The following is a 24,872-nucleotide window of genomic DNA, read 5'->3' as shown; positions in this document are numbered from 1 at the left end:
ATCTTCCTCACGCCAGCCGGGCGAAACGGGCGCTCAGCCGATGCCGAGCGCCTTCAGCTTGCGGTGCAGCGCCGAGCGCTCCATGCCGACGAACTCGGCGGTGCGGGAAATGTTGCCGCCGAACCGGCTGATCTGCGCCACCAGATATTCGCGTTCGAACACTTCGCGCGCCTCGCGCAGCGGCAGGCCCATCAGGTGCTCGCCGCCGGTCCCGCTCGGCAGGCTCGGCACCAGCGCGCCGACATCGGGCGGCAGCATGTCGGCGGTAACAGGCGCGTCCGCTTCTCCCGAGGCGAGGATCAGCAGGCGCTCGATATTGTTGCGCAGCTGGCGGACATTGCCCGGCCAGTCATGCGACTGCAGCACGGCAAGGGCGTCGTCGGCAACGCGCCGGCGCGGCAGGCCGGTGGACTGGGAAATCTGGTCGAGGAAGAACTCGACCAGCTCCGGCACGTCCTCGCGCCGTTCGGCCAGCGGCGGCACGCGCACCGGCACCACGCCGAGGCGGTGATAGAGGTCCTCGCGGAAACGCCCTTCGGCGATCTCCTTCTCCAGATTGCGCGCAGTGGAGGAGATGATGCGGACATCCACGGAGACGCGGGTGGCGCCGCCGACCCGCAGGAAGTTCTGGTCGACCAGAACCCGCAGGATGCGGTTCTGGGTCTCGCGCGGCATGTCGGCGATCTCGTCGATGAACAGCGTGCCGCCATGCGCCTCTTCCAGCGCGCCGACCTGCCGGCCCTGCCCTTCCCCGATCTCGACGCCGAAAAGCTCGACCTCCATCCGCTCGGGGGTAATGGCGGCGGCATTGATGACCACGAAGGGACCATTCGCCCGCTGCGAGGCGGAATGGATCATGCGGGCGGTCAGCTCCTTGCCGGAGCCGGAGGGGCCGACGATCATGATCCGGCTGTTGGTCGGCGCCACGCGCTCGATTCCCTGGCGCAGCTGGTTCATCACCGAGGACTTGCCGACCAGCAGCTGGGTCACGGCGGTGCGCTGCTTGAGGTCGCGCACCTCGCGCTTGAGCCGCAGCGTTTCCAGCGCCCGATCGGCAACGAGGATCAGGCGGTCGGAATTGAACGGCTTCTCGATGAAGTCGTAGGCGCCCTGCTTGATCGCCGCCACCGCCGTCTCGATGGTGCCGTGACCGGAAATCATCACAACAGGCACGTCCGGATGGCTTTTCTTGATCCGTTCGAGCAGTTGCAGCCCGTCGAGCTTGGAGCGCTCCAGCCAGATGTCGAGGAAGACCAGATGCGGGCGGCGCGCCTCGATGGCGGCCAGCGCCTCGTCGCTGTCCTTGGCGGTGCGGGCGCCATAGCCCTCATCTTCCAGAATGCCCGCGACCAGCCCGCGAATATCGGCTTCGTCGTCGACGATCAGGATGTCCGTCGCCATAAGTCAGTTCTCCTTCAGCCGACCAGCCGGGCCGCGGAGGCCCCGCCGTTGCTTTTTCCGTCATTGGTGGCGGTTGGGCCGCCATCGCGCGCGAAACGCAGGCGGACCCACGCGCCACGCCCATGGGGCGCATCGTCGAGCTCGATGCCGCCGCCATGCTCTTCCATGATCTTGCCGACGATCGCGAGGCCGAGACCGGTGCCCTTCTCGCGCGTCGTCACATAAGGCTCCAGCAGCCGCGCCCGGTTCTCGGTCGGCAGGCCCTTGCCATTGTCGATGACGTCGATCGTCACCATCCGCTCATTGGCGTGCACCGCGACCTGGATGCGCGGCGGATCCGTGCGCTCTTCCGGCGGCACCGCCGCCAGCGCCTCGGTGGCGTTCTTGATGATGTTGGTCAGCGCCTGCGACATGAGGCGGCGGTCGAAGCGGGCGATCACCGGCTGCTCGGGCAGTTCGAGGTCGAGGGTTATGTCGGGATTGCCGACGCGCATGAGAAAGACCACCTGCCGCGCCGTCTCGCCAATGTCCTGCGCCTCGGCGACGGGCTTGGGCATGCGGGCGAAGGAGGAGAACTCGTCCACCATGCGGCCGATATCGCCGACCTGGCGGATGATGGTTTCCGTGCACTGGTCGAACACCTCGCGGTCCTCGCCGATCACCTTGCCGTAGCGCCGGCGCAGCCGCTCGGCGGAAAGCTGGATCGGGGTGAGCGGGTTCTTGATCTCATGGGCGATGCGCCGAGCGACATCCGCCCAGGCCGAACTGCGCTGCGCCACCACCAGCTCGGTGATGTCGTCCAGCGTGACCACCCAGCCATGCTCGGCCTCGCGCGACTGCTCGGTGGTGACGCGCACCGCGATCACTCGGTCCCGGCCGTTGCGGGTGAGCGTCGTATTGGCCTGCACGCTGCGCTCGCCCACCTCCATCGCCTGGGCGAGGAGCGGCGCCACTTCCGGCAGCACGGCGCCGAGCTCGGCCCCGAGCACGTCCGCCTCCACCACCCCGAGCAGTTTCTCCGCCGGGCGGTTGATGATCGAGATGCGCCCCTGCGGGTCGAGGCCGATGACGCCGGCACCGACGCCGGAGAGCACCGCCTCGGTGAAGCGTCGGCGGGTGTCGATCTGGTCGCGGGCCTGCACGAGGTCGTCGCGCTGGGTCCGCAGTTCCTGCGTCATCTTGTTGAAGGTCTCGGCCAGGCTCGACAGGTCGCCCTCGGTGCGGCGCACCGGCACTTCGACATAGAGATTGCCGGCGGCGACAAGATCGGCGGCGCCGATCAGGCGGCGGATCGGCGCCACCAGCCGGTTGGCGAAATTGATGCCCAGCCACACGGCGCACAGCAGCACGGTGAGCGAAATCACCGCATAGAGCACCGCGAACGCCACCTGCACGCCCACGCGCTGCTGTTCCAGGTTGCGGTAGTCGACGACGGCGGCCTGCGTCTCCTTGAGATATTCGATCACCCGCGGGTCGACCGACCGCGCGACATAAAGATAGAGGTCGCCGAAATCCTTGAGCGGGATCACCGCGCCGACATAGTCGGCATCGCTCGGCAGATAGATCAGCGGCTGCTCCTCGGTCGCGTCCTTCAGCGCCAGATTGGCCGGCACCACGAATTCGCGGCCGACCCGGATGGTGGCGCGGTCGACGACCTGGAGGTCCTTGTCGATGATCATGGCGGCGGGCAGGCCGCGCACCACCGCCTGCGCGGTCAGTGCCTGGCGGAAGCGGCTGCGGTCCTGGTCCCAGAGCGGGCGGATGCGCTGGAGATCGCGCGACATGCCGAGCACATCGCCGCGAATGGAATAGGCGTGCTCGCGCACATAGGTCTGCGCGACCGACACCGCATTGTCGACGATGGAGCGGGTGCGGACCGAGAACCAGCGGTCGAGCCCCTTGTCGAGGGTGATGCTGGCGAGGATCGCCACCAGCAGCGCCGGCACCACCGCCACCACGCCGAACAGGCCGACGACGCGCACATGCAGCCGCGCCGCCGCTCGGCCGCGCTTGCGCGCCTTGACGATGCGCCACACCTCGCGGCCGATGATCCCGAGCAGCACCAGCGACATCAGCCCGTTGAGGCACAGGACGACGATGATCACATCCTGCGAGGGCACCAGCGGGGTGATGCCGATGAGGATGATGAAGCTCGCCAGCGCGATCAGCAGCGCCAGCAGCACCGCCAGCGGCGCCAGACCCCAGAGCGAGAACCGGAATCCCATCCCGCCGAGGTCGAGCGTTTCGTGCCTGTCGGTTCCGCCGGTCGAAGTATCGCTCATCCATCACCATGTCGGCGGCGGGAATCAGCCCGCCCTACTGATGCAGTGATACGACACTGGTGCAAAAATGTGACATTGGCGAGCCGCCCCCGCCTTAATTTGCGAGGGCGTGTAGGTGCTCACCGACTGGTGCGGATTATTTGGATGTCCAGATCGCGGATTTTCTTGCGCAGCGTGTTGCGGTTGAGGCCCAGCAATTCGGCCGCCTTGATCTGGTTGCCGCGCGTCGCCGCCAGCGCGGCGGAGAGCAGCGGATATTCCACATCCTTCAGGATGCGGTGATAGAGGCCGGGCGGGGGCAGGTTCTCGCCGAAGCCACCGAAATAGGCGTTGAGATGGCGCTCCACCGAGGCGGAGAGCGTCTCGTCCTGGCCGTTTTCCTCCGGCGTCGGCGGCGAGATCGGCGTCGACAGCTCGGCCTCGATGATCGAGCCGGTGATGACCTCCTGCGGGTAGAGCGCGGCGAGGCGGCGGATCAAGTTTTCCAGCTCGCGCACATTGCCCGGCCAGCGGTAGCGCTTCAGCCGGTCGAGCGCGGCGGCGTCGATCTGCTTACGCGGCAGCCCCTCGCGCTCGGCCTGAAGGAAGAAGTGGCGGGCAAGGTCCGGCACGTCCTCGGCGCGCTCGCGCAGCGGCGGCAGCCGCAGCGGCACGACGTTGAGGCGGAAGAACAGGTCCTCGCGGAACAGGCCCTGCTGGATGAGGATGCGCAGATCCTTGTTGGTGGCGGCGACGATGCGCACATCGGTCTTGATCGCGGTGCGCCCGCCGACCGTGGTGTATTCGCCCTGCTGCAGCACGCGCAGCAGCCGGGTCTGTGCTTCCATCGGCATGTCGCCGATCTCGTCGAGGAACAGCGTGCCGCTCTCCGCCTGCTCGAAACGTCCGGCCGAGCGGGCATTGGCGCCGGTGAAGGCCCCCTTCTCATGGCCGAACAGCTCGGATTCGATCAGGTCGCGCGGGATCGCCGCCATGTTGATGGCGACGAACGGCCCGTTGCGGCGCTTGCCGTAATCATGCAGCGCCCGCGCCACCAGTTCCTTGCCGGTGCCGCTCTCGCCGGCGATCATGACCGTGAGGTCGGTCTGCATCAGCCGCGCCAGCACGCGGTAAATATCCTGCATCGCCGGCGAGCGGCCGACCAGCGGGATGTTGTCGGCGTCCTCGCCCAGACCTTTGAGCGCGTTTTCCGGCTTCTTCGGCTCCGACAAGGCGCGGCCGACGATGGAGATCAGCTCCTTCAGGTCGAAGGGCTTGGGCAGGTACTCATAGGCACCCTTCTCCGACGCCCGGATCGCGGTCATGAAGGTGTTCTGCGCGCTCATGACGATGACCGGCAGGTCCGGGCGCACCTTCTTGATCCGCGGCAGCAGGTCGAAGGCGTTCTCATCCGGCATCACCACATCGGTGATGACGAGGTCGCCATCGCCCTGGCTCACCCAGCGCCACAGCGTCGCCGCATTGCCGCAGGAGCGCACCTCATAGCCTGCCCGCGACAGCGCCTGATTGAGCACGGTGCGGATGGCAGCGTCATCATCGGCAACCAGGATACTTCCCGTCGGCATGGCGGTTCTCAACTCTTCTCGTCACCGCGACTGGCGCGGTACATGGGCATGAGGACACGGAAGGTGGTGCGGCGCGGTTGGCTGTCGCATTCGATGATGCCGCCATGGTCGCCGACGATCTTGGCCACCAGCGCCAGGCCAAGGCCCGTGCCAGTCGGCTTGGTGGTGACGAACGGGTCGAACAGATGCGGCATCAGGTCTTCCGGCACGCCGGGGCCGTTGTCCCGCACGCAGAACTCCAGCGGCAGGCTGACCCGGGCCGGGGCGCCGGGCATCATCAGCCGCACGCCGGGGCGGAAGGCGGTGGTGAGCTGGATCTCCCCATCGGGCGAATCGCCAATGGCTTCGGCGGCGTTCTTCACCAGATTGAGGAACACCTGGATCAGCTGGTCGCGATTGGCCAGCACCGGCGGCAGCGAGGGATCGTACTCCTCGACGAAGCGGATGTTGCGGGCGAATCCCGTGCTGGCCAGCGTGCGCACATGCTCCAGCACCGCGTGGATGTTGACCGGCTCGCGCTCGATCGGCCGCTCGTCGGAGAACACTTCCATGCGGTCGACCAGCTTGACGATGCGGTCGGCCTCGTCGGTGATCAGCCGGGTCAGCGAGCGGTCGTCGTCGCTGGCCGACAGTTCCAGCAGCTGCGCCGCGCCGCGAATGCCGGAGAGCGGGTTCTTGATCTCATGCGCCAGCATCGAGGCCAGCGCAGTCACCGAGCGGGCGGCGCCGCGATGGGTCAGCTGGCGGTCCATCTTGTCGGCAATGGTGCGTTCCTGCAGCATGATGACGACATGGCCCGCCGCTTCCGACAGCGGCGCGACATGAATGTCGACGATGCGCTCGCCGCCATTGCGCGGAGTGCCGAGATCGACCCGGTACTCGTTGACCGCCGCGCCGCGCGCGCGCACCTGATCCACCAGCGACAGGATCGGGCTGCCGAAGGGCACGAATTCCTGCAGGCGATGACGAACCAGAACCGCCAGCGAGGCCTCGAAGAAGGCCTCCGCCGCCACATTGGCGTCGATCAGGCGATTGTCTTCCGCCACCGTGATGACTGGATGCGGCAGCGCATTCACGACGGCCTCCGCAGTCGCGCTGCCCGCGCGCGGGCCAGGCCGTTGCGAGGAAACCGAACTCATGCAGCTTCTCTCCATCCAATGTCGTCATAGGCGTCGCGGATTCCGGTGACGACGCGCGCCGGATCCTCAAGGGTAAGCAGGCGCTTGCGCCACATGGCGGCGATTTCCGGCGCGCTGCCAGCGCTTGCCGCGGCCGAGGCCAACGACCAGCCGACATGCTTGCGGGCGCAGCGCATGCCGAGCTCGCGCCCGTAATGGCCCAGCCAGCCCTCATAGAGCTCAATCAGCACGTCGCGCTGCTCGGCGAGCGGCGGGTCTTCCGGCGCCCGGCCCGTGCGCAGGAAGCTGACGACCTGGCCGGGAAACCACGGCCGCCCTTGGGCACCGCGGCCGATCATCACCCCGTCGGCGCCGGACGCGGCGAGCATCGCGGTCGCGTCCTCGATCGCCACCAGATCGCCATTGGCGAGCACGGGGATGGAGACGGCGTCCTTCACCGCGCGGATCGCCGCCCAGTCGGCGCGGCCGGTATAGAACTGGCAGCGGGTGCGGCCGTGAATGGTGATCATCTGCACGCCGATCGCCTCGGCCCGGCGGGCGAGCTCCGGCGCCACGGTGGCGGCGTCGTCCCAGCCCAGCCGCGTCTTCAGCGTCACCGGCACGCTCACCGCCCCCACCACCGCCGCGATGAGGCGGGTGGCGAGGTCGAGGTCGCGCAGCAGCGCCGAGCCGGCCAGCCCGGTGGTCACACGCTTGGCCGGGCACCCCATATTGATGTCGATCAGCGCCGCCCCGGCAGCTTCCGCCAGGCGAGCGGCGCGGGCCAGCGATTCGGGCTCGTTGCCGGCGAGCTGGACGGCATGCAGCGCCACCCCTGCCCCTTCCGCCCGCAGCACGGTTTCCTCATGCCCGGTCTCGAAGGCACCGGCGGCAACCATTTCCGAAACCGCCAGCGAGGCGCCATAGCGCAATGCCATGCGCCGCAGCGGCGCATCGGTAATGCCGGCCATCGGCGCGAGCAGCACTGCTCCCGGCACCGTCACGGTGCCGATCTGCAGGTTGCCGACGGGAGAAAAACAAAGGGTCAAGCGGCGATCACTCGATGCACATTAAATAAGCCCGACCAGCGGTGCCTAGATAATAGCCATGCCGAGCGCGTCATCAACCCATGCGAAGGGCTTAAGTCAAATCTTTTGCAAATATGTGCCGCTTTTGCGCTAAACGAGCCGGCAGGGCAAGTCTGCGCTGATGAAGCGGCAGTCAGCGGAAGGGCGGATGCGTTAGGCGATGCGGACCGACGTGATCGTGGTGGCGGCAGGCAACGGCCTGCGCGCGGGCGAGGGATTGCCCAAGCAATACCGCCCGCTGGGCGGGGTGCCGGTGCTGCGCCACACCCTGCGCGGTTTTCTCGGCCGGGCGGGTATCCGCCACGTCCTGCCGGTCATTTCACCCGAACATGCCGAACTCTGCGCCCAGGCACTGGCCGGCCTTGACGGCGTGCTGCCGCCGGTGGCGGGCGGTTCCACGCGCCAGGCCTCGGTGCGCGCCGGGCTGGAGGCGCTGGCGCAGGACCCGCCCGAGCTGGTGCTGATCCACGATGCGGCGCGGCCTTTCGTCTCGACCCGGCTGGTGGCGGAGGCCATCGCCACCGCCGCGACGGCGGGTGCCGCCGTGCCGGCGCTGGCGCTGGTCGACACGCTGAAGGCGGTGGCCGCGCCCGGCTTCCTCGCCACCGGCCCCGACCGCAACGCCGTCCGCAGCGTCCAGACGCCGCAGGCCTTTCGCTACGACCTTATTCTGGCGGCGCACCGCGCGCAGGCGGGCGCCGATGACCTGACCGACGACGCGGCCGTGGCCGAGGCCGCCGGGCACGCCGTCGCCGCCTTCCCCGGCGACACCGCCAATTTCAAGCTGACCACGCCGGAGGATTTCGTGACCGCCGAACGCCGCCTGCTGGCCGAGCTTGCCGATGTCCGCACCGCCACCGGCTTCGACGTGCACGCCTTCGGGCCGGGCGACCATTTGGTGCTGGGCGGCCTGCGCATCCCGCATGATTTCGGCCTCGCCGGCCACTCCGATGCCGACGTCGTGCTGCACGCCCTGACCGATGCGTTGCTCGGCACGATCGGCGCCGGCGATATCGGCCACCATTTCCCGCCCTCCGACCCGCAATGGAAGGGCGCGGCCTCCGACCAGTTCCTCGCCCATGCCGCCGCCCTGGTGCGCGCCGCCGGTGGGCGCATCGCCCATCTCGATGCCACGGTCATCTGCGAGGCGCCGAAGATCGGCCCGCACCGCGAGGCGATGCGCGAGCGGATCGCCGCCATCGTCGACATCGCGGTGGCCCGCGTCAGCGTGAAGGCAACGACCAGCGAGCGCCTGGGCTTTACCGGGCGGCGCGAAGGCATCGCCGCACTTGCCGCCGCCACGGTCCGCCTACCCTGGATCGACTGAGGAGAAGGCCATGGACACGGCGCACGACGCCATTCAACTCGAAGCGATGCGGGTGCTCGATCTGTGCCGGGCGCGCGGGCTGACGGTTTCCACCGCCGAATCCTGCACCGGCGGCCTCGTCGCCGGCGCGCTGACCGAGATCGCCGGCTCCTCCGACGTGGTGGACCGCGGCTTCGTGACCTATTCCAACGCCGCCAAACAGGAAATGCTGGGCGTCGCACCGGCGACGCTGGACGCGCATGGCGCGGTGAGCGAGGAGACGGCGCGCGAGATGGTCGCCGGCCTGCTGCGGGCAGCCAAGACCTCGCTCGGTGTCTCCATAACCGGCATTGCCGGCCCCGGCGGCGGCTCGGCCGGCAAGCCGGTGGGGCTGGTGTATTTCGCCGCCGGCACCGCGACCGGCAAGGTGATCACCCGCCGCGAGGTGTTCGCCGGCCAGGACCGCGCCGGCGTGCGCCGCCTTTCCGTCCTCACCGCGCTGGCCATGCTGGCGGAACTTGCCGGGCAGGAGCCCGTCCGCGAGCCCTCCGCACATCCGCCGTCCTGCTAGCCCCGCCGCTGCCCGCCGTTCGGGAATGCGCCTTGCGTTCGCGAAAAGGACAGGCAACATCACCCTACCGGAGTAGGATGGCAAGGATGCCGAAGCGGCTCGCTGTGGTCTCGCACATACCCGTCTACCCCACCACGGCCGGCAACCGGGCGCGGGTACTCGGCTTGCTGCAGGCGCTGCAGGAGCTCGGCCATGAGCTGATCTTCATCCAGATTCCCAGCGGCCCCTACGACGCCCCCGAAAGCGCCGCCCGCCATGAAGCCCTTGTCGGCGCGGGCAATTATTACGACCTGCGCCACCTATCCGCACCGGCCCGCTGGGCCAAATGGCTGAAGGTCTTCCCGGTGCGGGCGTTGTCACGGCTATCGAAAAGCCTGGGCATCAAGACCGAGTGGCGCTACTGGCGCCCGCTCGATTCCCATATCTCCCGCGAAACCGTTCGCGCCGTGCAGAAGATCATCCGCGCGCGCGGCTGTGAGATTTGCATCGTCGAATATGTCTTTCATTCGGGCGTGCTGGTGGGCTTGCCGGCCAATGTCCGCAAGCTGATCGACACCCATGACCTGTTCACCGACCGCCATGTCGGCTACGCCGCCAACGGCATTGGCAATGCCTATTGGGTGTCGCTGCGGCCGGGCGCGGAGGCGCGCGGGTTGGCGCGCGCCGATGGCGTTCTCGCCATCCAGGAGGACGAGGCGCAGGCCTTTCTCCGCATGCTGGAGGGGCACCCTCACCCGCCGATGGTTCGGGTGGTCAGCCATTTCCTGCCCGCGCAGGATCCCTTCCCCGCCCGAGAAATCACCCATCGCGCGGCCTTCGTCGCCTCCTACAACAGCGCCAATGTACAGGCGCTGACGCTGTTTCTGGAGCGGGGACTGCCCGAGGTGCTGCAGCGCGACCCTGAGTTCCGCCTGGTTTTGGCCGGCGCCATCTGCGAGTGGGTGCCCGATCATCCCGCCATGGACAAGTTCGGCCGCTTCGAGACGCTGGGTGACGTGTTCGCCCGCGCGCCGATCTCACTCAACCCGGTGCTGAGCGGCTCCGGAATCTCGGTGAAGACGCTGGAATCGCTGGCATCAGGCGCACCTGTGATCGCGACTGAAACCGGCGCCCGCGGCCTCGGCTCGCTGGCCGGCGAAGCGCTCCGCATCCTGCCCGACGGCGACTGGACCGCCTATGCCGACGCGCTGTGCGAGCTGACACTCGACCCGGAGCGCTGCGCCCGTGCGGGAGAACAGGCCCGCGCCTCGGCGCAGGGCTGGAACCTGCGGCAACGGGCGGCGCTGGAGGATCTGATAGACGGATGAGGGCGATGACAGCGGATCGGCATAAGCGGCCTCTCTCCTAGAGTGAGAGCGCAATGGGCCGATCAGAGTGCTTCAATCCGATCCGACCGCGCTCTCCCCCGCCACGGCCCGGCGGCCATAAACCTCGTCGGCACGCTCCTCGAAGGCCTGGGCGAAGCGGCGGAAGGCGGCGTCGAACATCGCGCCCATCAGCAGGCCGAGCGTGCGCGAGCGGAATTCGTAGGAGATGAAGAACTCGACGTCGCAGCCGCCCGCATCCAGCGGGCGGAAGGTCCAGCGGTTCTCAAGCCGGCTGAACGGCCCGTCGAGATATTCGACCACGATGGAGAGCCGTGGCCGGTCGAGCGTCACCCGGCTGGTGAAGCTCTCGCGGAACATCTTGTAGGCGACGCTCATATCGGCGACGAGGATGTCCACCCCCTCCCCGCTCGCCACACGGCGGCGCACATGCAGGCTCTCGCACAGCGGCACGAATTCGGGGTAGCGCTCCACATCCGCCACCAGGTCGAACATGTCGGTGGCGGAGTGGCGCACGCGACGCTTGTTGGTGAAGGACGGCATGGTCAGGCGGAAACCGGCGCCGCCACGGCCGGAACGGCAGCGGCCTTGCCGGCCCGCGCCGCGCGCAGCCGAGCGAAATCCTCGCCGGCATGGTGGGAGGAGCGGGTCAGCGGGCTCGACGACACCATCAGGAAGCCCTTGGCATAAGCCACCGTCTCGTAGGACTTGAAGTCCTCCGGCGTCACGAAGGACATCACCGGGTGGTGCTTGCGGGTCGGCTGCAGATACTGGCCGATGGTCATGAAGTCGATCTCCGCCGAGCGCAGATCGTCCATCAGCTGCAGCACCTCGTGCCGCACCTCGCCCAGCCCCACCATGATGCCGGACTTGGTGAAGATGGTCGGATCCAGCTCCTTCACCCGCTGCAGCAGACGCAGCGAATGGAAATAGCGGGCGCCCGGCCGCACCTTGAGATAGAGCGAGGGCACACATTCGAGATTGTGGTTGAACACGTCCGGCCGCGCCGCCACCACCACTTCCAGAGCCCCCTCCTTGCGCAGGAAATCGGGGGTGAGGATCTCGATGGTCGTCTTAGGGCTGGTGGCGCGGATGGCGGCAATGGTGCGGGCGAAATGCGCGGCGCCGCCATCGTCGAGGTCGTCGCGGTCGACCGAGGTGACGACCACATGCTCAAGACCGAGCTTCGCCACCGCGTCCGCCACTTTCTGCGGCTCGTCGCGGTCCAGCGGGCCGGGCATGCCGGTGCGGACATTGCAGAAGGCACAGGCGCGGGTGCAGGTGTCGCCCATGATCATGAAGGTGGCGTGCTTCTTCTGCCAGCACTCGCCGATATTGGGGCAGCTCGCCTCCTCGCACACGGTGACGAGGCCGTTGGCGCGCACGATATCAGCCGTCTCCTGCCAACCGGGCGTGCCGGGGGCGCGGACGCGGATCCAGTCCGGCTTCTTCAGAACAGGCGTTTCCGCCCGCTTCGCCTTTTCCGGGTGGCGGGGCTTCTCGAGAGCGCGGTTGAGAGTGTTGAGAACGACGACCATTGGTGTTCCGCTGGCTGCATTCGAGACACGCGGCACAGGCCGCCTGTTCCACAGTTAAGCCTCACGGCCGACGGGCGAAAGGGGGGACGCGCAGGCATCCGCCCTGTGCCACCTGCATGGCGGGGGCGAAGGGGGCGTCTACCGCCCGCGAATCTTCCGCCACAGGAACAGCACGATGATGGCGCCGACCGTGGCGGCGATCAGGGTGCGGAAGAAGCCGAAGACCGGGATCGCCGCCATCTCGGCCAGATACTTGCCGAGAAAGGCGCCGATCAGGCCGAACAGAAGGTTGGCAAAGAGCCCGTGATCGCTGTCCGTCACCTTCTCGGCGATGTAGCCGGCGAGAAGGCCGATGATGATCATGGTGAACCAGCCAACGCCCGGCTGGTTCAGGGTCGCATAGGTATCCGCTTCCATGGCAGGCTCCAGCCGCCGGGCGCAGGCCCGGGCTACATGTGAATCGCGCGCCCATAGGCGCTGAGCACGCTCTCATGCATCGTTTCAGAAACGGTGGGGTGCGGGAAGACCGCGTTGATCAGCTCTTCCTCGGTGGTCTCCAGATTCATCGCCAGCACGAAGCCCTGGATGAGTTCGGTGACTTCCGCGCCGACCAGATGCGCGCCGAGCAGGCGTCCGGTCTTGGCATCGAAGATGGTCTTGACCATGCCGTCGGGCTCGCCCAGCGCCACCGCCTTGCCATTGCCGATGAAGGAGAACCGGCCGACCTTGAGCTCGAACCCGGCTTCCTTCGCCTTGGCCTCGGTGAGGCCGACGGAGGCGATCTGCGGCATGCAGTAGGTGCAGCCGGGGATCATCAGCTTGTCCATCGCATGGGCATGCTTGCCGGCGATGGCCTCGGCGGCGATCACGCCCTCATGCTCGGCCTTGTGGGCGAGCATGGGCGGGCCGGCAACGTCGCCGATGGCCCAGACGCCGGGCACATTGGTGCGGCACAGGCCATCCACTACCACGCAGCCGCGATCGGTCTTCACGCCGAGCGCCTCAAGGCCGAGATTCTCGATATTGCCGACCACGCCGACGGCGGAGATCAGCCGGTCGGCGGTCAGGGTCTGCACCTTGCCGTCCGCCGTCTCGACGGTGGCGGTGACATTGTCCGCCCCCTTCACCACCTTGGAGACCTTGGCGCCGGTGAGGATCTTGATGCCCTGCTTCTCGAAGCGCTTGCGGGCATGCTCGGCGATCTCGGCATCCTCGACGGGCAGGATCTGCGGCAGCAGCTCGACGATGGTGACGTCCGAACCCATCGTCTTGTAGAAGGTGGCGAATTCGACGCCGATGGCGCCCGAGCCCATGATGAGCAGCGATTTCGGCACGCTGGCCGGGGCCAGCGCCTCGAAATAGGTCCAGATCAGCTTCTTGTCCGGCTCGATGCCCGGCAGAGCGCGCGGGCGGGCGCCGGTGGCGATGACGATGTTCTTGGCGGTGTACTCGCCCGGGGCGAGCGCGCCCTTCGGCGCCGGTTCGGCGGCGGCCGCAACCGTGACCTTGCCGGGGGCGGTGAGGGTCGCCTGCCCCCAGATCACATCGACCTTGTTTTTCTTCAGCAGGAAAGCGACGCCGTTGCTCATCTGGGCGGAGATGCCGCGCGAGCGCTTGACCACGCCCGCTATGTCCACCCCGGCCTTCTCGGCGATCAGGCCATAATCCTTGGCGTGCTCAATATAGTGGAAGATCTCGGCCGAGCGCAGCAGCGCCTTGGCCGGGATGCAGCCCCAGTTCGGGCAGATGCCGCCCATATACTGGCGCTCCACCACCCCGACCTTGAGGCCGAGCTGGGCGGCGCGGATGGCGCCGACATAGCCGCCGGGGCCGGAACCGATGAAGAGAACGTCGTAGTTATTCGCCATGATCGTTCCTCAGACCAGCATCGACATCGGCTTTTCGATGATCTGCTTGAAGGCGCCGATGAGCTGCGCGCCCATGGCGCCGTCCATCACCCGGTGGTCGCAGGAGATGGTGACGGTCATGACCGTGGCCACCGCCAGCTCGCCCTTCTTCACCACTGCCCGCTGCTCGCTGGCGCCGACCGCGAGAATGGTGGCGTGCGGCGGGTTGATGATGGCGGTGAAATCCTTGATCCCGAACATCCCGAGATTGGAGATCGCCGACGAGCCGCCCTGATATTCGGCCGGCGCCAGCTTCTTGTTGCGGGCGCGGGTGGCGAGTTCGCGGGTCTCGTTGGAGATGGCCGACAGCGTCTTGGTCTCCGCCTTGCGGATGATCGGGGTCAACAGGCCCTTGCCGCCGTCGATCGCCACCGCGACGCCGATATCGGAGTGCTTCAGCTTGAGGTAGCGGTCGCCGCCCCACACCTGGTTGGCGTCCGGCACCTGCTGGAAGGCCAGCGCATAGGCCTTGATGATGAAATCGTTGACCGAGAGCTTGTAGGCGGCCTTGCCGTCCTTTTCGGGAGCGGCCTTGTTCAGCTCCTCGCGCAGCTTGAGCAGCGCGTCGACGTCGCAATCCACCGTGAGGTAGAAGGTCGGCACCGTCTGGCGGGCCTCCGCCATGCGCTGGGCGATGACGCGGCGCATGCCGTCGAGCGGGATTTCCTCATAGGTGCCGGGCTCGTAGAAGGCCTTCACCTGCTCCAGCAGCGCGGCGTTCGACACCGGGGCGGCAGCCGGCGCGGCAGCGGGGGCCGGCTTGGCAGCGGAAGCGGGCGCCGGCGCCTTGGCGGCGCCGCCGGCGGGAGCGGATTCGACATCGGCGGCGACGACGCGGCCATGCGGGCCTGAACCCTTCACGCTGGAGAGATCGACGCCCTTTTCCTTAGCGAGGCGACGCGCCAGCGGCGAGGCGAACACCCGCTCGCCGGACGCGGCGGGAGCGGCGGCGGGCGCAGACGCGGCCGGCGCCGGCGCGGTCTCGGCCTTGGGAGCTTCGGCCTTGGCAGGCTCCGCCGGAGCGGCCTCAGCCTTGGGCGCCTCCTTCGGCGCCTCCGTCTGGGCGGGAGCGGCCCCGCCACCGGCGGCGACCGCCTTTACATCCTCGCCCTCGGTAGCGAGGATAGCGATAAGCTGGTTCACCGGCACGTCGGCGGTGCCCTCAGGCACCAGGATCTTCGCCAGCGTGCCCTCGTCGATGGCCTCGACTTCCATCGTGGCCTTGTCGGTCTCGATTTCGGCGATGACGTCGCCGGGGGCGACCTTGTCGCCCTCCTTCTTCAGCCATTTCGCCAGATTGCCCTTCTCCATGGTGGGAGACAGGGCCGGCATCAGGATTTCGACGGGCATGGCGCTTCTCCGACCTCAGCGATAGGTGACGGCGCGGGCGGCGTCGATGACGTCCTGCACCGACGGCAAGGCCAGCTTTTCGAGATTGGCGGCGTAGGGCATGGGCACATCCTTGCCGGTCACGCGCAGCACCGGGGCGTCGAGATAGTCGAACGCCTTCTCCATCAGCTGGGCGACGATTTCCGCGCCGACGCCGGACTGGTGCCAGCCTTCTTCCACCGTCACGCAGCGCCCGGTCTTCTGCACCGAGGCGACGATGGCGGGAACGTCCATCGGGCGGATGGTGCGCAGGTCGATCACCTCGGCCTCGATGCCGAGCTTGGAGAGCTCCTCGGCCGCCTTCAGCGCGTAGTTCATGCCGATCGACCACGCCACCAGCGTCACGTCCTTGCCCGGGCGGGCGATCTTCGCCTTGCCGATCGGCACGGTGAAATCGTCGAGCTTCGGCACCGGCGAGGAGTGGCCGTACAGGATCTCGTTCTCAAGGAAGATGATCGGGTTGGGATCGCGGATCGCCGACTTCAGCAGGCCCTTGGCATCGGCCGCCGTGTAGGGCGCCACCACCTTGAGGCCGGGAATGTGGCTGTACCAGGAGGTGTAGTCCTGGCTGTGCTGGGCGGCGACGCGGGCGGCGGCGCCGTTGGGGCCACGGAACACGATGGAGGAGGTGATCTGCCCGCCGGACATATAGAGCGTCTTGGCGGCGGAGTTGATGATCTGGTCGATCGCCTGCATGGCGAAGTTGAAGGTCATGAACTCGACGATGGGCTTCAGCCCCGCCATGGCAGCGCCGACGCCGACGCCGGCAAAGCCGTGCTCGGTGATCGGCGTATCGATCACGCGGCGCGCGCCGAACTCCTGCAGCAGCCCCTGGGTGATCTTGTAGGCGCCCTGATACTCGGCGACTTCCTCGCCCATGACGAAGACATCGCCGTCGCGGCGCATTTCCTCGGCCATGGCGTCGCGCAGCGCCTCGCGCATGGTCTGGCTGACGAATTCCGTGCCCTCGGGAACGTCCGGCTCGGGCACCGTCTCGGGCTGGGGCGGGGCGGCGACGGCGGAATTGACCACTGCCGGCGTGGCCGGCGCAGAGGCCGCCACCGGCGAGGGCTCCATCGGCGCGGCAGCAACCGGCGGGGCCGATTCGGCCGCCTGCGGGCGCGACGCGCTGACCGCGCTCGCGTCCTCGCCCTCGGCGAGAATGACGGCGATCGGCGTGTTCACCGCGACGTCCTGCGTGCCCTCGGGCACCAGGATCTTGCCGAGCGTGCCCTCGTCAATGGCCTCGACTTCCATCGTGGCCTTGTCGGTCTCGATCTCGGCGATGACGTCGCCGGACCTGACCTGGTCGCCCTCTTTCTTGAGCCACTTGGCGAGGTTTCCCTTCTCCATGGTGGGAGACAGGGCAGGCATCAGAACTTCGGTCGGCATGGCGGCGTTCCCCAGAGAAACGTGCGTCTAAGATCGCGCGTCACGGCGTCGGTGCCGGAAGCACGAACGTCAGATTGCTGTAGACGGCCATCGAGGCGATGGCGATGAGGAGGGCGGCAAAGAAGCCGACCAGCATCTTGTTGAGCCGGGTCGCCTCGGCCGGCGCGGCGCCCGGCACCAGACGGGTGCCGAACGGCCACAGCAGGGCGAGCAGATAACGCAGCCCGCCCGCATTCGTGGCGCGCAGGATGCCCAGCGCGGTCCGGGTCGCGAGGACCCAGATGACCGCCGCCGCAGAGGCGCCTGCGACGACCGCGACCCAGAAAAATTCGACCAGCATCAGCCCGCGCTCAGCGCAGGATGTCGGTGTAGAGCTCGGACGGGTCCGGCTCCGGGTCGGCACTGGCGAAATCGGCTGCCGCGTTCATCTGGTCGCGCAGCTCAGCGTCGATCGCCTTCAGCTCTTCCTCGGTGGCCCACTTCTTTTCCAGCAGGCGGTTGCGCACCTGCTCGATCGGGTCGTGCTCGGTCCGCATCTTCTGCACCTCCTCCTTCGACCGATACTTGGCCGGATCGGACATGGAGTGGCCGCGATAGCGGTAGGTGAGCATTTCGAGGATGTAGGGGCCCTTGCCGGAGCGGGCGAATTCGACGGCGCGCTCGCCGGCGGCCTTCACCGCCCGCACATCCATGCCGTCGACCTGCTCGCCGGGAATGTTGAACGAGGAGCCGCGCTTGGAGAAATCGGTCTGGGCGGAGGCGCGGTTCACCGCGGTGCCCATGGCGTATTTGTTGTTCTCGATGATGTAGACGACCGGCAGCTTCCAGAGCTCCGCCATGTTGAAGCTCTCATAGACCTGCCCCTGATTGGCGGCGCCGTCGCCGAAATAGGCCAGGGTGACATTGCCATTGTCACGGTAGTGGTTGGCGAAGGCGAGGCCGGTGCCAAGCGACACCTGGGCGCCGACAATGCCATGACCACCGAAGAAGCCCTTCTCGGTGCTGAACATGTGCATCGAGCCGCCCTTGCCCTTGGAGTAGCCCCCGCGTCGGCCGGTAAGCTCGGCCATGACGCCCTTGGGGTCCATGCCGCAGGCCAGCATGTGGCCATGGTCGCGGTAGCCGGTGATGACCTGGTCGCCCTGCTTCAGAGCGGCCTGCATGCCGACGACGACCGCCTCCTGGCCGATATAGAGATGACAGAAGCCGCCGATGAGGCCCATGCCGTAGAGCTGGCCGGCCTTCTCCTCGAAGCGGCGAATCTCCAGCATCCGACGATAGGCGTCGAGTTCTTCGGCCTTGGTGAACTCGGGAACCGCCGCCATCCTGTCCGAACGCCGGGCCGGACTCTTGGCCGCGGCCCGTGCCGGCGCTTTCGCGGTGGGGGCTCTTCCGACGGCCGATTTGTTGGCGGCGACTACCATGGCGCATCCTCAGCTCGGGGACAAAGTCGGCACGTTAATAACGCACCTTTCCCCGCCGCGCTACGCGCTGGACGCAATGCTGCGACGCACAACATGTTGCCGGCGCAATGGTTTCCGCCGATCAACCGGATTTCAGTTTAGAACTTGATTTAGCTCAAATCAAGTTAAGGCTCTGGAATAACGTGGTTTCCTATCGGAACCCGTCTGGCATGCCACGGATTCGCTGTCCGAATGAATTTTCGTTCAATTGGCCTGCGGACCGCCCGGAACCCTGAGCAGCACCAGATCCTTGGGATGAACGAGGTTCAGCAGGGCACGCGCCTGCTCGTCGAGCATGTCGGCGTCGACGAGGTCGGGCGACATCAGCGCCACCTTGGCCTGCAGCGCCTTGCGCTGGGCCTGCAGCCTGTCCCGCTCCTGGGTGAGCTCGGCATGCTGCTGCTCGAAGGTGCGACGGGCCAGCAGGCCATATTGGCCATTATAGCCCTGGAAGGCGAAATAGCCGACGAGGGCCGCCGCCCCGAGATGCAGGGTGACGGTCTGGAGAAAGGAGCGCCAGCGCGTGCGAATGATCATGGGCACAGCCTAGAGCCCGCCGGTTGAGGCGCGGTTAACGCTAACGCCAACATTCCCCGATACCGCAGCGCACGCGCCTTTCGGGAGGCTGCAGGCCTGGCGGGCAAAGGTAGCGCGGTCGCGCGAATGTGAGGCTGACGAGCCGCCAACGTCACGGCCCAATGTACTGTTGTGGACAATGTGCGCCGGCGGCCGGTGCTATCGTCTTGCCCTGAAGCCGGCGTGGCTCGGTGCCGCGCTCTGAACCGGAGCAGCTTCCCCGGTGGTTCCGGCGTCCCGCCGGACACACGGAGGCCGACGCATGAACAGAAATATCGAGGAGCGCGCCCGCGCCCTGTGCGCCGTCGATGCGCGCATGGCGGACGTGCCTCCGGCGCAGATTCCTGCCCTGGTGGAGCGACTCTGGCCCGTCGCCGCGCTGGAGATCAGCGGCGGCCTGATGGAGCCCGACACGCCGCAGGTGCCGGACCTGCCGCGCCTCGCCGCCGAATATGAGCGCCTGAAGCGCTGAGGTGGGGGACATCTCGGCGCGCGCTGAACCATCCCCCTCCGGCGACCGACACGTCGCATAAAAAAGGCCCCCGCCGCGACGACGGGGGCCTCTCTAATTGGGGCTCAGGACCCAGGTTCAGGCGAGCGACTTGATCGCCGAACGGCCGGCATAGATCGCCTGCGGGCCCAGCTCCTGCTCGATGCGCAGCAGCTGGTTGTACTTGGCGGTGCGGTCCGAACGGGCCAGCGAGCCGGTCTTGATCTGCCCGCAATTGGTCGCCACCGCGAGGTCGGCGATGGTCGAATCCTCGGTCTCGCCCGAGCGGTGCGACATGACGGCGGTGTAGCCGGCCTTGTGCGCCATCTCGACCGCGTTCAGCGTCTCGGTCAGCGAGCCGATCTGGTTGACCTTGACCAGGATCGAGTTGGCGACGCCCTGCTTGATGCCGGTCGACAGACGGGTGACGTTGGTGACGAACAGGTCGTCGCCCACCAGCTGGCACTTGGAGCCGATGGTGTCGGTGAGCAGCTTCCAGCCCTCCCAGTCATCCTCGCCCATGCCGTCCTCGATGGTGCAGATCGGGTAGCGGCCGACAAGGTCGGCGAGGTACTTCACCTGCGCCTCGATATCGCGCACGGCGCCTTCGCCCTCATAGTCGTACTTGCCGTTCTTGAAGAACTCGGTCGAGGCGCAGTCGAGGCCAATGAACACGTCCTCGCCCGGCGTGTAGCCGGCGGTCTCGATCGCCTTCACCACGAAGGCGAGCGCGGCATCGGCGGAGGGCAGGTTCGGGGCGAAGCCGCCCTCGTCGCCGACATTGGTGTTGTGGCCGGCATCCTTCAGCGCCTTCTTCAGCGTGTGGAAGATCTCCGCGCCGGTGCGCAGGCCTTCGGCGAAGCTGGGGGCGCCGACGGGCAGGATCATGAATTCCTGGAAGTCGATCGGGTTGTCGGCATGGGCGCCACCATTGATGATGTTCATCATCGGCACCGGCAGGGTGCGGGCATTGACGCCGCCGACATAGCGGTAGAGCGGCAGGTCGCGGGCGGCGGCGGCGGCCTTGGCGATGGCTAGCGAGACGCCGAGAATGGCGTTGGCGCCGAGGCGGGCCTTGTTCGGCGTGCCGTCCAGCTCGATCAGGATCTGGTCCAGCGCCGGCTGATCCTCGGCGTCCATGCCGCCAATGGCGTCGAAGATCTCGCCATTCACCGCCTCGACCGCCTTGAGGACGCCCTTGCCGAGATAACGCGACTTGTCGCCGTCGCGCAGCTCGACCGCCTCATGCGCGCCGGTGGAGGCGCCGGAGGGAACGGCGGCGCGGCCCTGCGAGCCGTCTTCCAGCATCACATCCACCTCGACGGTGGGATTGCCGCGGCTGTCCAGGATTTCACGCCCAACAATATCGACGATGGCGGTCATGCGTTTCCCCAATGCTCAACTCGGTCAGGATGGTCGAGGCGCTTCTACTCCGGCCATGTGACATGCGAAAGAGGTGCCAGCGACATATCGCCCGACCTCCCCGCCCCTCAGGAGCCCGCCATGAACGATATTGCCGACGGCACGACCCAGCTCGGCCGCGCCACCGCCCTGCCCGCCAGCCCGGAAGAAGCGGTGCTGGAGCGGGTGCCGAACCCGCATCCCGGCACGAACTATGTCGCCCGCTTCACCGCCCCGGAATTCACCTCGCTGTGCCCGGTGACCGGCCAGCCGGACTTCGCCCAACTGGTGATCGACTATGTGCCCGACGGCTGGCTGGTCGAATCGAAATCGCTGAAGCTCTATCTCGGCAGCTTCCGCAACCATGGCGCCTTCCATGAGGACTGCACGGTCGCCATCGGCCTGCGGCTGCACGAACTGCTCAGCCCGCGCTGGCTGCGCATCGGCGGCTACTGGTACCCGCGCGGCGGCATCCCGATCGACGTGTTCTGGCAGAGCGGCGCCCCGCTGGACGGCGTGTGGCTGCCGGACCAGGGCGTGGCGCCCTATCGTGGCCGGGGGTGAGTAACCGTGTCCCCGACAAGCGGAGCCGCAGGCGGAGCGCAGAGCGGGGACCAGCGCAAGACTCTGCCGGAGGCACCACTCAAAGGGTTCGGCGCTTCGCGAGTCGATTCTGGATCCCGGATCGTCGCGGCGCTTCGCGCAGCTCGTCCGGGACACACGGAGAGTATCGCCCTATTCCACGGTGACGGATTTGGCGAGATTGCGCGGCTGGTCCACATCCGTGCCCATCACCACCGCCGTGTGGTAGGCGAGCAGCTGGATCGGGATGGCGTAGACCAGCGGCGTGATGAACGGGTTCATGTCCGGCATCACCAGCGTCGCCTCGGTCTCCAGCGCCGCGTGCTTGGCGCCGGTCTCGTCGGTGATCAGGATGATGCGCCCGCCGCGCGCCGCCACCTCCTGCATGTTCGACATGGTCTTCTCGAACACGGCATCATGGGGAGCGATCACCACAACAGGCATGTTCTCGTCGATCAGCGCGATCGGCCCGTGCTTCAGCTCGCCGGCGGCGTAGCCCTCGGCGTGGATATAGGAAATCTCCTTGAGCTTCAGCGCGCCTTCCATTGCCAGCGGGAAGGAGGTGCCGCGGCCGAGATAGAGCACGTCCTTGGTCTTGGCGAAGGAACGGGCGAGGTGCTCGATTTCCGGGCCGAGATCGAGCGCCCGGTTCATCAGGCGCGGCACTTCCACCAGAGCGTGGACGAGGCCGCGCTCCTCCTCGGCGGAGATCACGCCGCGCGCGCGCCCCGCCGCCACGGCGAGAGCGGCCAGCGTCGCCAGCTGGCAGGTGAATGCCTTGGTCGAGGCGACGCCGATTTCCGGCCCAGCCAGCGTCGGCAGCACCGCATGCGCCTCGCGGGCGATGGTCGAGGTCGGCACGTTCACCACCGCGAGCAAATGCTGCTTCTCCTGCCCGGCATAACGCAGCGAGGCGAGGGTGTCGGCGGTCTCGCCCGATTGCGAGATGACGATGGCAAGGCCATCGGCCGGCAGCGGCGCCTCACGGTAACGGAACTCGGACGCCACGTCGATTTCCACCGAGAGGCGCGCATAGCGCTCGAACCAGTATTTGGCGATCAGCCCGGCATAATAGGCGGTGCCGCAGGCGGCGATGGAGACGCGCTCCAGCTTGGCGAGGTCGAATGGCAGTTCCGGCAGCTGCACGGTCTCGTTGGCCATGTCGAGATAATGCGCCAGCGTGTGCGCCACGACTTCGGGCTGCTCGTGCATCTCCTTGGCCATGAAGTGGCGGAAATTGCCCTTCTCGACCAGGAAGGCGGTGGCGGTGGTCTTCTGCACCGCGCGCTCGACCCGATGATTGGCGGCATCGCGGATTTCGATGCCCTTGGCGCGCAGCACCGCCCAGTCGCCATCGTCGAGATAGGCGATGGTGTCGGTGAACGGCGCCAGCGCGATGGCGTCCGAGCCGAGATACATCTCGCCCTTGCCATAGCCGATGGCCAGCGGGCTGCCCTTGCGGGCGCCGATCAGCAGGTCCTCGTCGCCGTCGAACAGGAAGGCCAGCGCGAAGGCACCCTGCAGGCGCGGCAGCGCAGCCGCCACCGCATCCGTCGGGCTGAGGCCGGCGCGCAGTTCGCGCGTCACCAGATGAGCGACGACTTCGGTGTCGGTCTCGCTCTCGAAATTGGCGCCTGACGCCAGCAGTTCGTCGCGCAGCTGGCGGAAATTCTCGATGATGCCGTTGTGCACCACCGCCACTTCCGTCGTCGCGTGGGGGTGGGCATTGGCGACGCTCGGCCGGCCATGGGTGGCCCAGCGCGTGTGGCCGATGCCGATATTCCCGATGAGCGGCGACTGGCGCAGCACCTCTTCCAGATTGCGCAGCTTGCCCTCGGCGCGGCGGCGGGCGATGTGGCCCCCTTCCAACGCGGCGATGCCGGCGGAATCATAGCCGCGATATTCCAGCCGCCGCAGCGAGTCGACCAGCCGCTCGGCGACAGGTGCCGTACCGACGATGCCGATGATTCCACACATGAGCCGGGCCCTTTCGTGAAGCGACGATCCGCGAGGCTACGCAGGCGGGTTTAACCGCCCGTAACCGAAGTGTCGAAATCAATTCCGGTGTCGCTTCGTATCGCAGTGCGGCATCACGCCTTGGGCGCCACCCCGGACGAGAGCCGGGCCCGCAGCCGCGCCGCTAGCCCCGGCTTGTTGACCTGCCGCGCCCGGCCGATGGCCAGCGCATCCGCCGGCACGTCGTCGGTGATGACCGAGCCGGTGGCGAGATAGGCGCCGTCGCCGACACTCACCGGCGCGACCAGCAGGCTATTTGTGCCGATGAAGGCATTGGCGCCGATGGTGGTGCGGTGCTTGCGGAAGCCGTCATAATTGCAGGTGATGGTGCCGGCGCCGATATTGGTGTTCGCCCCGACGCTCGAATCCCCGACATAGGAAAGGTGGTTCACCTTCACCCCCGAGGCGAGGTCGGAGGCCTTGATCTCAACGAAATTGCCGACATGCACCCCCTGCCCCAGCGCCGCGCCCGGACGCAGCCGGGCGAAGGGCCCGACAATGGCGCCCGGCCCGACATGGGCACCCTCGACATGGCTGAAAGCGCGGATGGTGGCGCCCTCCTCCACCCGCACCCCGGCGCCGAAGAACACATTCGGTTCCACAACGACATCGCGGCCGAAGCTTGTATCGGCCGAGAGGAACACCGTCTCCGGCGCCACCAGCGTCACCCCGGCTTCCAGCGCCCTGGCGCGCAGGCGCTGCTGAAGAATCGCCTCGGCCTCGGCAAGCTGGGCGCGGCTGTTGACGCCGGCCACATCCTCCGCCGCCACCTCGCACACGCCCGCCGTGCGGCCGAGCGTGCGGGCGATCGCCACCACGTCGGTGAGGTAGAATTCCTTCTTGGCGTTAGCGTCGTCGACACGATCGAGCAGATCGAGCGCCGCCCGCCCGTCCAGTGCCATCAGCCCGGCATTGCACAGGCCGATCGCCCGCTCCTCGGCACTCGCCTCCTTCTCCTCGCGAATGGCGAGAAGCTCGCCGCCCTCGGTCACGAGGCGGCCATAGCCGGTGGGATCGGCCGGGCGGAAGCCGAGAACGGCGACGCCCGCGCCCTCAGCGAGCGGCACGCGCAGCGCGGCGAGAGTGTCCGGCCGCACCAGCGGCGTGTCGCCATACATGACAACCACATCGTCATAGCCACGCTCCAGCGCCGCCCGCGCCGCCAGCACCGCATGGGCGGTGCCGCGTCGCTCGGCCTGCACGAACACTTCGGCCTGCGGCGCCACACGGCGCACCTCGGCGGCCACCTTGTCGTGGTCGGGGCCGATCACAACAGCGATCTGCGCCGCGCCCGCGGCCAGCGCCGCGTCGAGCACATGCGCGACCATCGGCCGGCCGGCCACCGCGTGCAGCACCTTCGGCAGGGCGGAGCGCATGCGTGTCCCCTCCCCGGCGGCGAGGACGATGACGAGAAGCTGGCGCATCGGCGGACTCCCGAATCTGGACGCAAGGAACGGCCCGG

The 24,872-nt window shown here is 67.6% G+C and carries 22 protein-coding genes; 5 read left to right on the top strand and 17 right to left on the bottom strand.

Going from position 1 to position 24,872, the window contains the following annotated elements; all coding sequences use genetic code 11:
* Positions 1-33: 33 nt before the first annotated feature.
* The 5 genes from ntrX to dusB all read right to left on the bottom strand — a co-directional run bounded on the left by ntrX (position 34) and on the right by dusB (position 7,415).
* Positions 34-1,401, bottom strand: a complete 1,368-nt coding sequence (ntrX, locus tag BLO63_RS03555) for a nitrogen assimilation response regulator NtrX (protein ID WP_091436803.1) — start codon at positions 1,399-1,401, stop codon at positions 34-36.
* Positions 1,402-1,415: 14 nt separating this feature from the next.
* Positions 1,416-3,683 carry a sensor histidine kinase NtrY-like gene (locus BLO63_RS03550; RefSeq protein WP_091436802.1) on the bottom strand — a complete coding sequence of 756 codons (2,268 nt, stop codon included), beginning with the start codon at positions 3,681-3,683 and terminating at the stop codon, positions 1,416-1,418.
* A 119-nt stretch (positions 3,684-3,802) separates the two neighbouring features.
* Positions 3,803-5,248 carry a nitrogen regulation protein NR(I) gene (gene ntrC, locus BLO63_RS03545; protein WP_018391142.1) on the bottom strand — a complete coding sequence of 482 codons (1,446 nt, stop codon included), beginning with the start codon at positions 5,246-5,248 and terminating at the stop codon, positions 3,803-3,805.
* Positions 5,249-5,256: 8 nt separating this feature from the next.
* Positions 5,257-6,387 carry a two-component system sensor histidine kinase NtrB gene (locus BLO63_RS03540; RefSeq protein ID WP_091436801.1) on the bottom strand — a complete coding sequence of 377 codons (1,131 nt, stop codon included), beginning with the start codon at positions 6,385-6,387 and terminating at the stop codon, positions 5,257-5,259.
* The gene (gene dusB, locus BLO63_RS03535) at positions 6,384-7,415 is read right to left on the bottom strand and encodes a tRNA dihydrouridine synthase DusB (protein WP_091436800.1); all 1,032 of its coding nucleotides are present in this window, start codon (positions 7,413-7,415) and stop codon (positions 6,384-6,386) included. Before dusB ends, BLO63_RS03540 begins: the two co-directional genes overlap by 4 nt.
* Before the next feature lie 199 nt (positions 7,416-7,614).
* Here dusB and BLO63_RS03530 point away from each other — a divergent pair, with 199 nt between their 5' ends.
* The 3 genes from BLO63_RS03530 (at position 7,615) to BLO63_RS03520 (ending at position 10,638) form a co-directional block, all read left to right on the top strand.
* On the top strand, positions 7,615-8,781 hold the full coding sequence (locus BLO63_RS03530; protein WP_091436799.1) for a bifunctional 2-C-methyl-D-erythritol 4-phosphate cytidylyltransferase/2-C-methyl-D-erythritol 2,4-cyclodiphosphate synthase: 1,167 nt from the start codon (positions 7,615-7,617) through the stop codon (positions 8,779-8,781).
* A 10-nt stretch (positions 8,782-8,791) separates the two neighbouring features.
* A complete protein-coding gene (locus BLO63_RS03525) occupies positions 8,792-9,331 on the top strand; it encodes a CinA family protein (RefSeq protein WP_091436798.1) in 540 nt (179 codons plus the stop codon).
* 86 nt (positions 9,332-9,417) lie between these two features.
* Positions 9,418-10,638, top strand: coding sequence for a glycosyltransferase (locus BLO63_RS03520; RefSeq protein WP_162841752.1), 1,221 nt, complete (start codon positions 9,418-9,420; stop codon positions 10,636-10,638).
* Positions 10,639-10,710: 72 nt separating this feature from the next.
* On the opposite strand, the gene BLO63_RS03515 is transcribed toward BLO63_RS03520, so the two are convergent.
* The 9 genes from BLO63_RS03515 to BLO63_RS03475 form a co-directional block, all read right to left on the bottom strand.
* Positions 10,711-11,199 (bottom strand): type II toxin-antitoxin system RatA family toxin, encoded by a 489-nt coding sequence (locus BLO63_RS03515; RefSeq protein ID WP_091436796.1) that lies wholly within the window; start codon positions 11,197-11,199, stop codon positions 10,711-10,713.
* Positions 11,200-11,201: 2 nt separating this feature from the next.
* Positions 11,202-12,194 carry a lipoyl synthase gene (gene lipA, locus BLO63_RS03510; RefSeq protein WP_091436795.1) on the bottom strand — a complete coding sequence of 331 codons (993 nt, stop codon included), beginning with the start codon at positions 12,192-12,194 and terminating at the stop codon, positions 11,202-11,204.
* A 138-nt stretch (positions 12,195-12,332) separates the two neighbouring features.
* Positions 12,333-12,611: a GlsB/YeaQ/YmgE family stress response membrane protein gene (locus tag BLO63_RS03505; protein ID WP_091436794.1), complete on the bottom strand. Its 279-nt coding sequence runs from the start codon at positions 12,609-12,611 to the stop codon at positions 12,333-12,335.
* A gap of 32 nt (positions 12,612-12,643) precedes the next feature.
* Complete coding sequence (lpdA, locus tag BLO63_RS03500; RefSeq protein ID WP_091436793.1) at positions 12,644-14,062, bottom strand: dihydrolipoyl dehydrogenase; 1,419 nt, start codon at positions 14,060-14,062, stop codon at positions 12,644-12,646.
* Positions 14,063-14,071: 9 nt separating this feature from the next.
* Positions 14,072-15,451, bottom strand: a complete 1,380-nt coding sequence (locus BLO63_RS03495) for a pyruvate dehydrogenase complex dihydrolipoamide acetyltransferase (RefSeq protein WP_091436792.1) — start codon at positions 15,449-15,451, stop codon at positions 14,072-14,074.
* 15 nt (positions 15,452-15,466) lie between these two features.
* On the bottom strand, positions 15,467-16,882 hold the full coding sequence (locus BLO63_RS03490) for a pyruvate dehydrogenase complex E1 component subunit beta (protein ID WP_091436791.1): 1,416 nt from the start codon (positions 16,880-16,882) through the stop codon (positions 15,467-15,469).
* Between the two features lie 40 nt (positions 16,883-16,922).
* Positions 16,923-17,222 carry a hypothetical protein gene (locus tag BLO63_RS03485; protein WP_091436790.1) on the bottom strand — a complete coding sequence of 100 codons (300 nt, stop codon included), beginning with the start codon at positions 17,220-17,222 and terminating at the stop codon, positions 16,923-16,925.
* 10 nt (positions 17,223-17,232) lie between these two features.
* On the bottom strand, positions 17,233-18,207 hold the full coding sequence (gene pdhA / locus BLO63_RS03480) for a pyruvate dehydrogenase (acetyl-transferring) E1 component subunit alpha (RefSeq protein ID WP_091436789.1): 975 nt from the start codon (positions 18,205-18,207) through the stop codon (positions 17,233-17,235).
* A gap of 342 nt (positions 18,208-18,549) precedes the next feature.
* Positions 18,550-18,882 (bottom strand): FtsB family cell division protein, encoded by a 333-nt coding sequence (locus BLO63_RS03475; RefSeq protein WP_091436787.1) that lies wholly within the window; start codon positions 18,880-18,882, stop codon positions 18,550-18,552.
* 301 nt (positions 18,883-19,183) lie between these two features.
* Between BLO63_RS03475 and BLO63_RS03470 the strand changes: the two genes are divergently transcribed.
* Positions 19,184-19,393, top strand: a complete 210-nt coding sequence (locus BLO63_RS03470; RefSeq protein WP_091436786.1) for a hypothetical protein — start codon at positions 19,184-19,186, stop codon at positions 19,391-19,393.
* Positions 19,394-19,510: 117 nt separating this feature from the next.
* Here BLO63_RS03470 and eno read toward each other — a convergent pair whose 3' ends face one another.
* The gene (gene eno, locus BLO63_RS03465; protein ID WP_091436785.1) at positions 19,511-20,794 is read right to left on the bottom strand and encodes a phosphopyruvate hydratase; all 1,284 of its coding nucleotides are present in this window, start codon (positions 20,792-20,794) and stop codon (positions 19,511-19,513) included.
* Between the two features lie 120 nt (positions 20,795-20,914).
* Here eno and queF point away from each other — a divergent pair, with 120 nt between their 5' ends.
* On the top strand, positions 20,915-21,376 hold the full coding sequence (gene queF, locus BLO63_RS03460) for a preQ(1) synthase (protein ID WP_091436783.1): 462 nt from the start codon (positions 20,915-20,917) through the stop codon (positions 21,374-21,376).
* 171 nt (positions 21,377-21,547) lie between these two features.
* On the opposite strand, the gene glmS is transcribed toward queF, so the two are convergent.
* Both glmS and glmU read right to left on the bottom strand, forming a co-directional pair.
* Positions 21,548-23,371 carry a glutamine--fructose-6-phosphate transaminase (isomerizing) gene (gene glmS, locus BLO63_RS03455; protein WP_091436782.1) on the bottom strand — a complete coding sequence of 608 codons (1,824 nt, stop codon included), beginning with the start codon at positions 23,369-23,371 and terminating at the stop codon, positions 21,548-21,550.
* Between the two features lie 113 nt (positions 23,372-23,484).
* Positions 23,485-24,834, bottom strand: coding sequence for a bifunctional UDP-N-acetylglucosamine diphosphorylase/glucosamine-1-phosphate N-acetyltransferase GlmU (gene glmU / locus BLO63_RS03450; protein ID WP_091436781.1), 1,350 nt, complete (start codon positions 24,832-24,834; stop codon positions 23,485-23,487).
* Positions 24,835-24,872: the final 38 nt, after the last annotated feature.

Origin of the sequence: Ancylobacter rudongensis (genome assembly GCF_900100155.1) — a bacterium.
Taxonomy (GTDB): domain Bacteria; phylum Pseudomonadota; class Alphaproteobacteria; order Rhizobiales; family Xanthobacteraceae; genus Ancylobacter; species Ancylobacter rudongensis.
The sequence above is the reverse complement of the archived record's forward strand: the minus strand, read 5'-3'. Positions and strand labels throughout refer to the sequence as shown.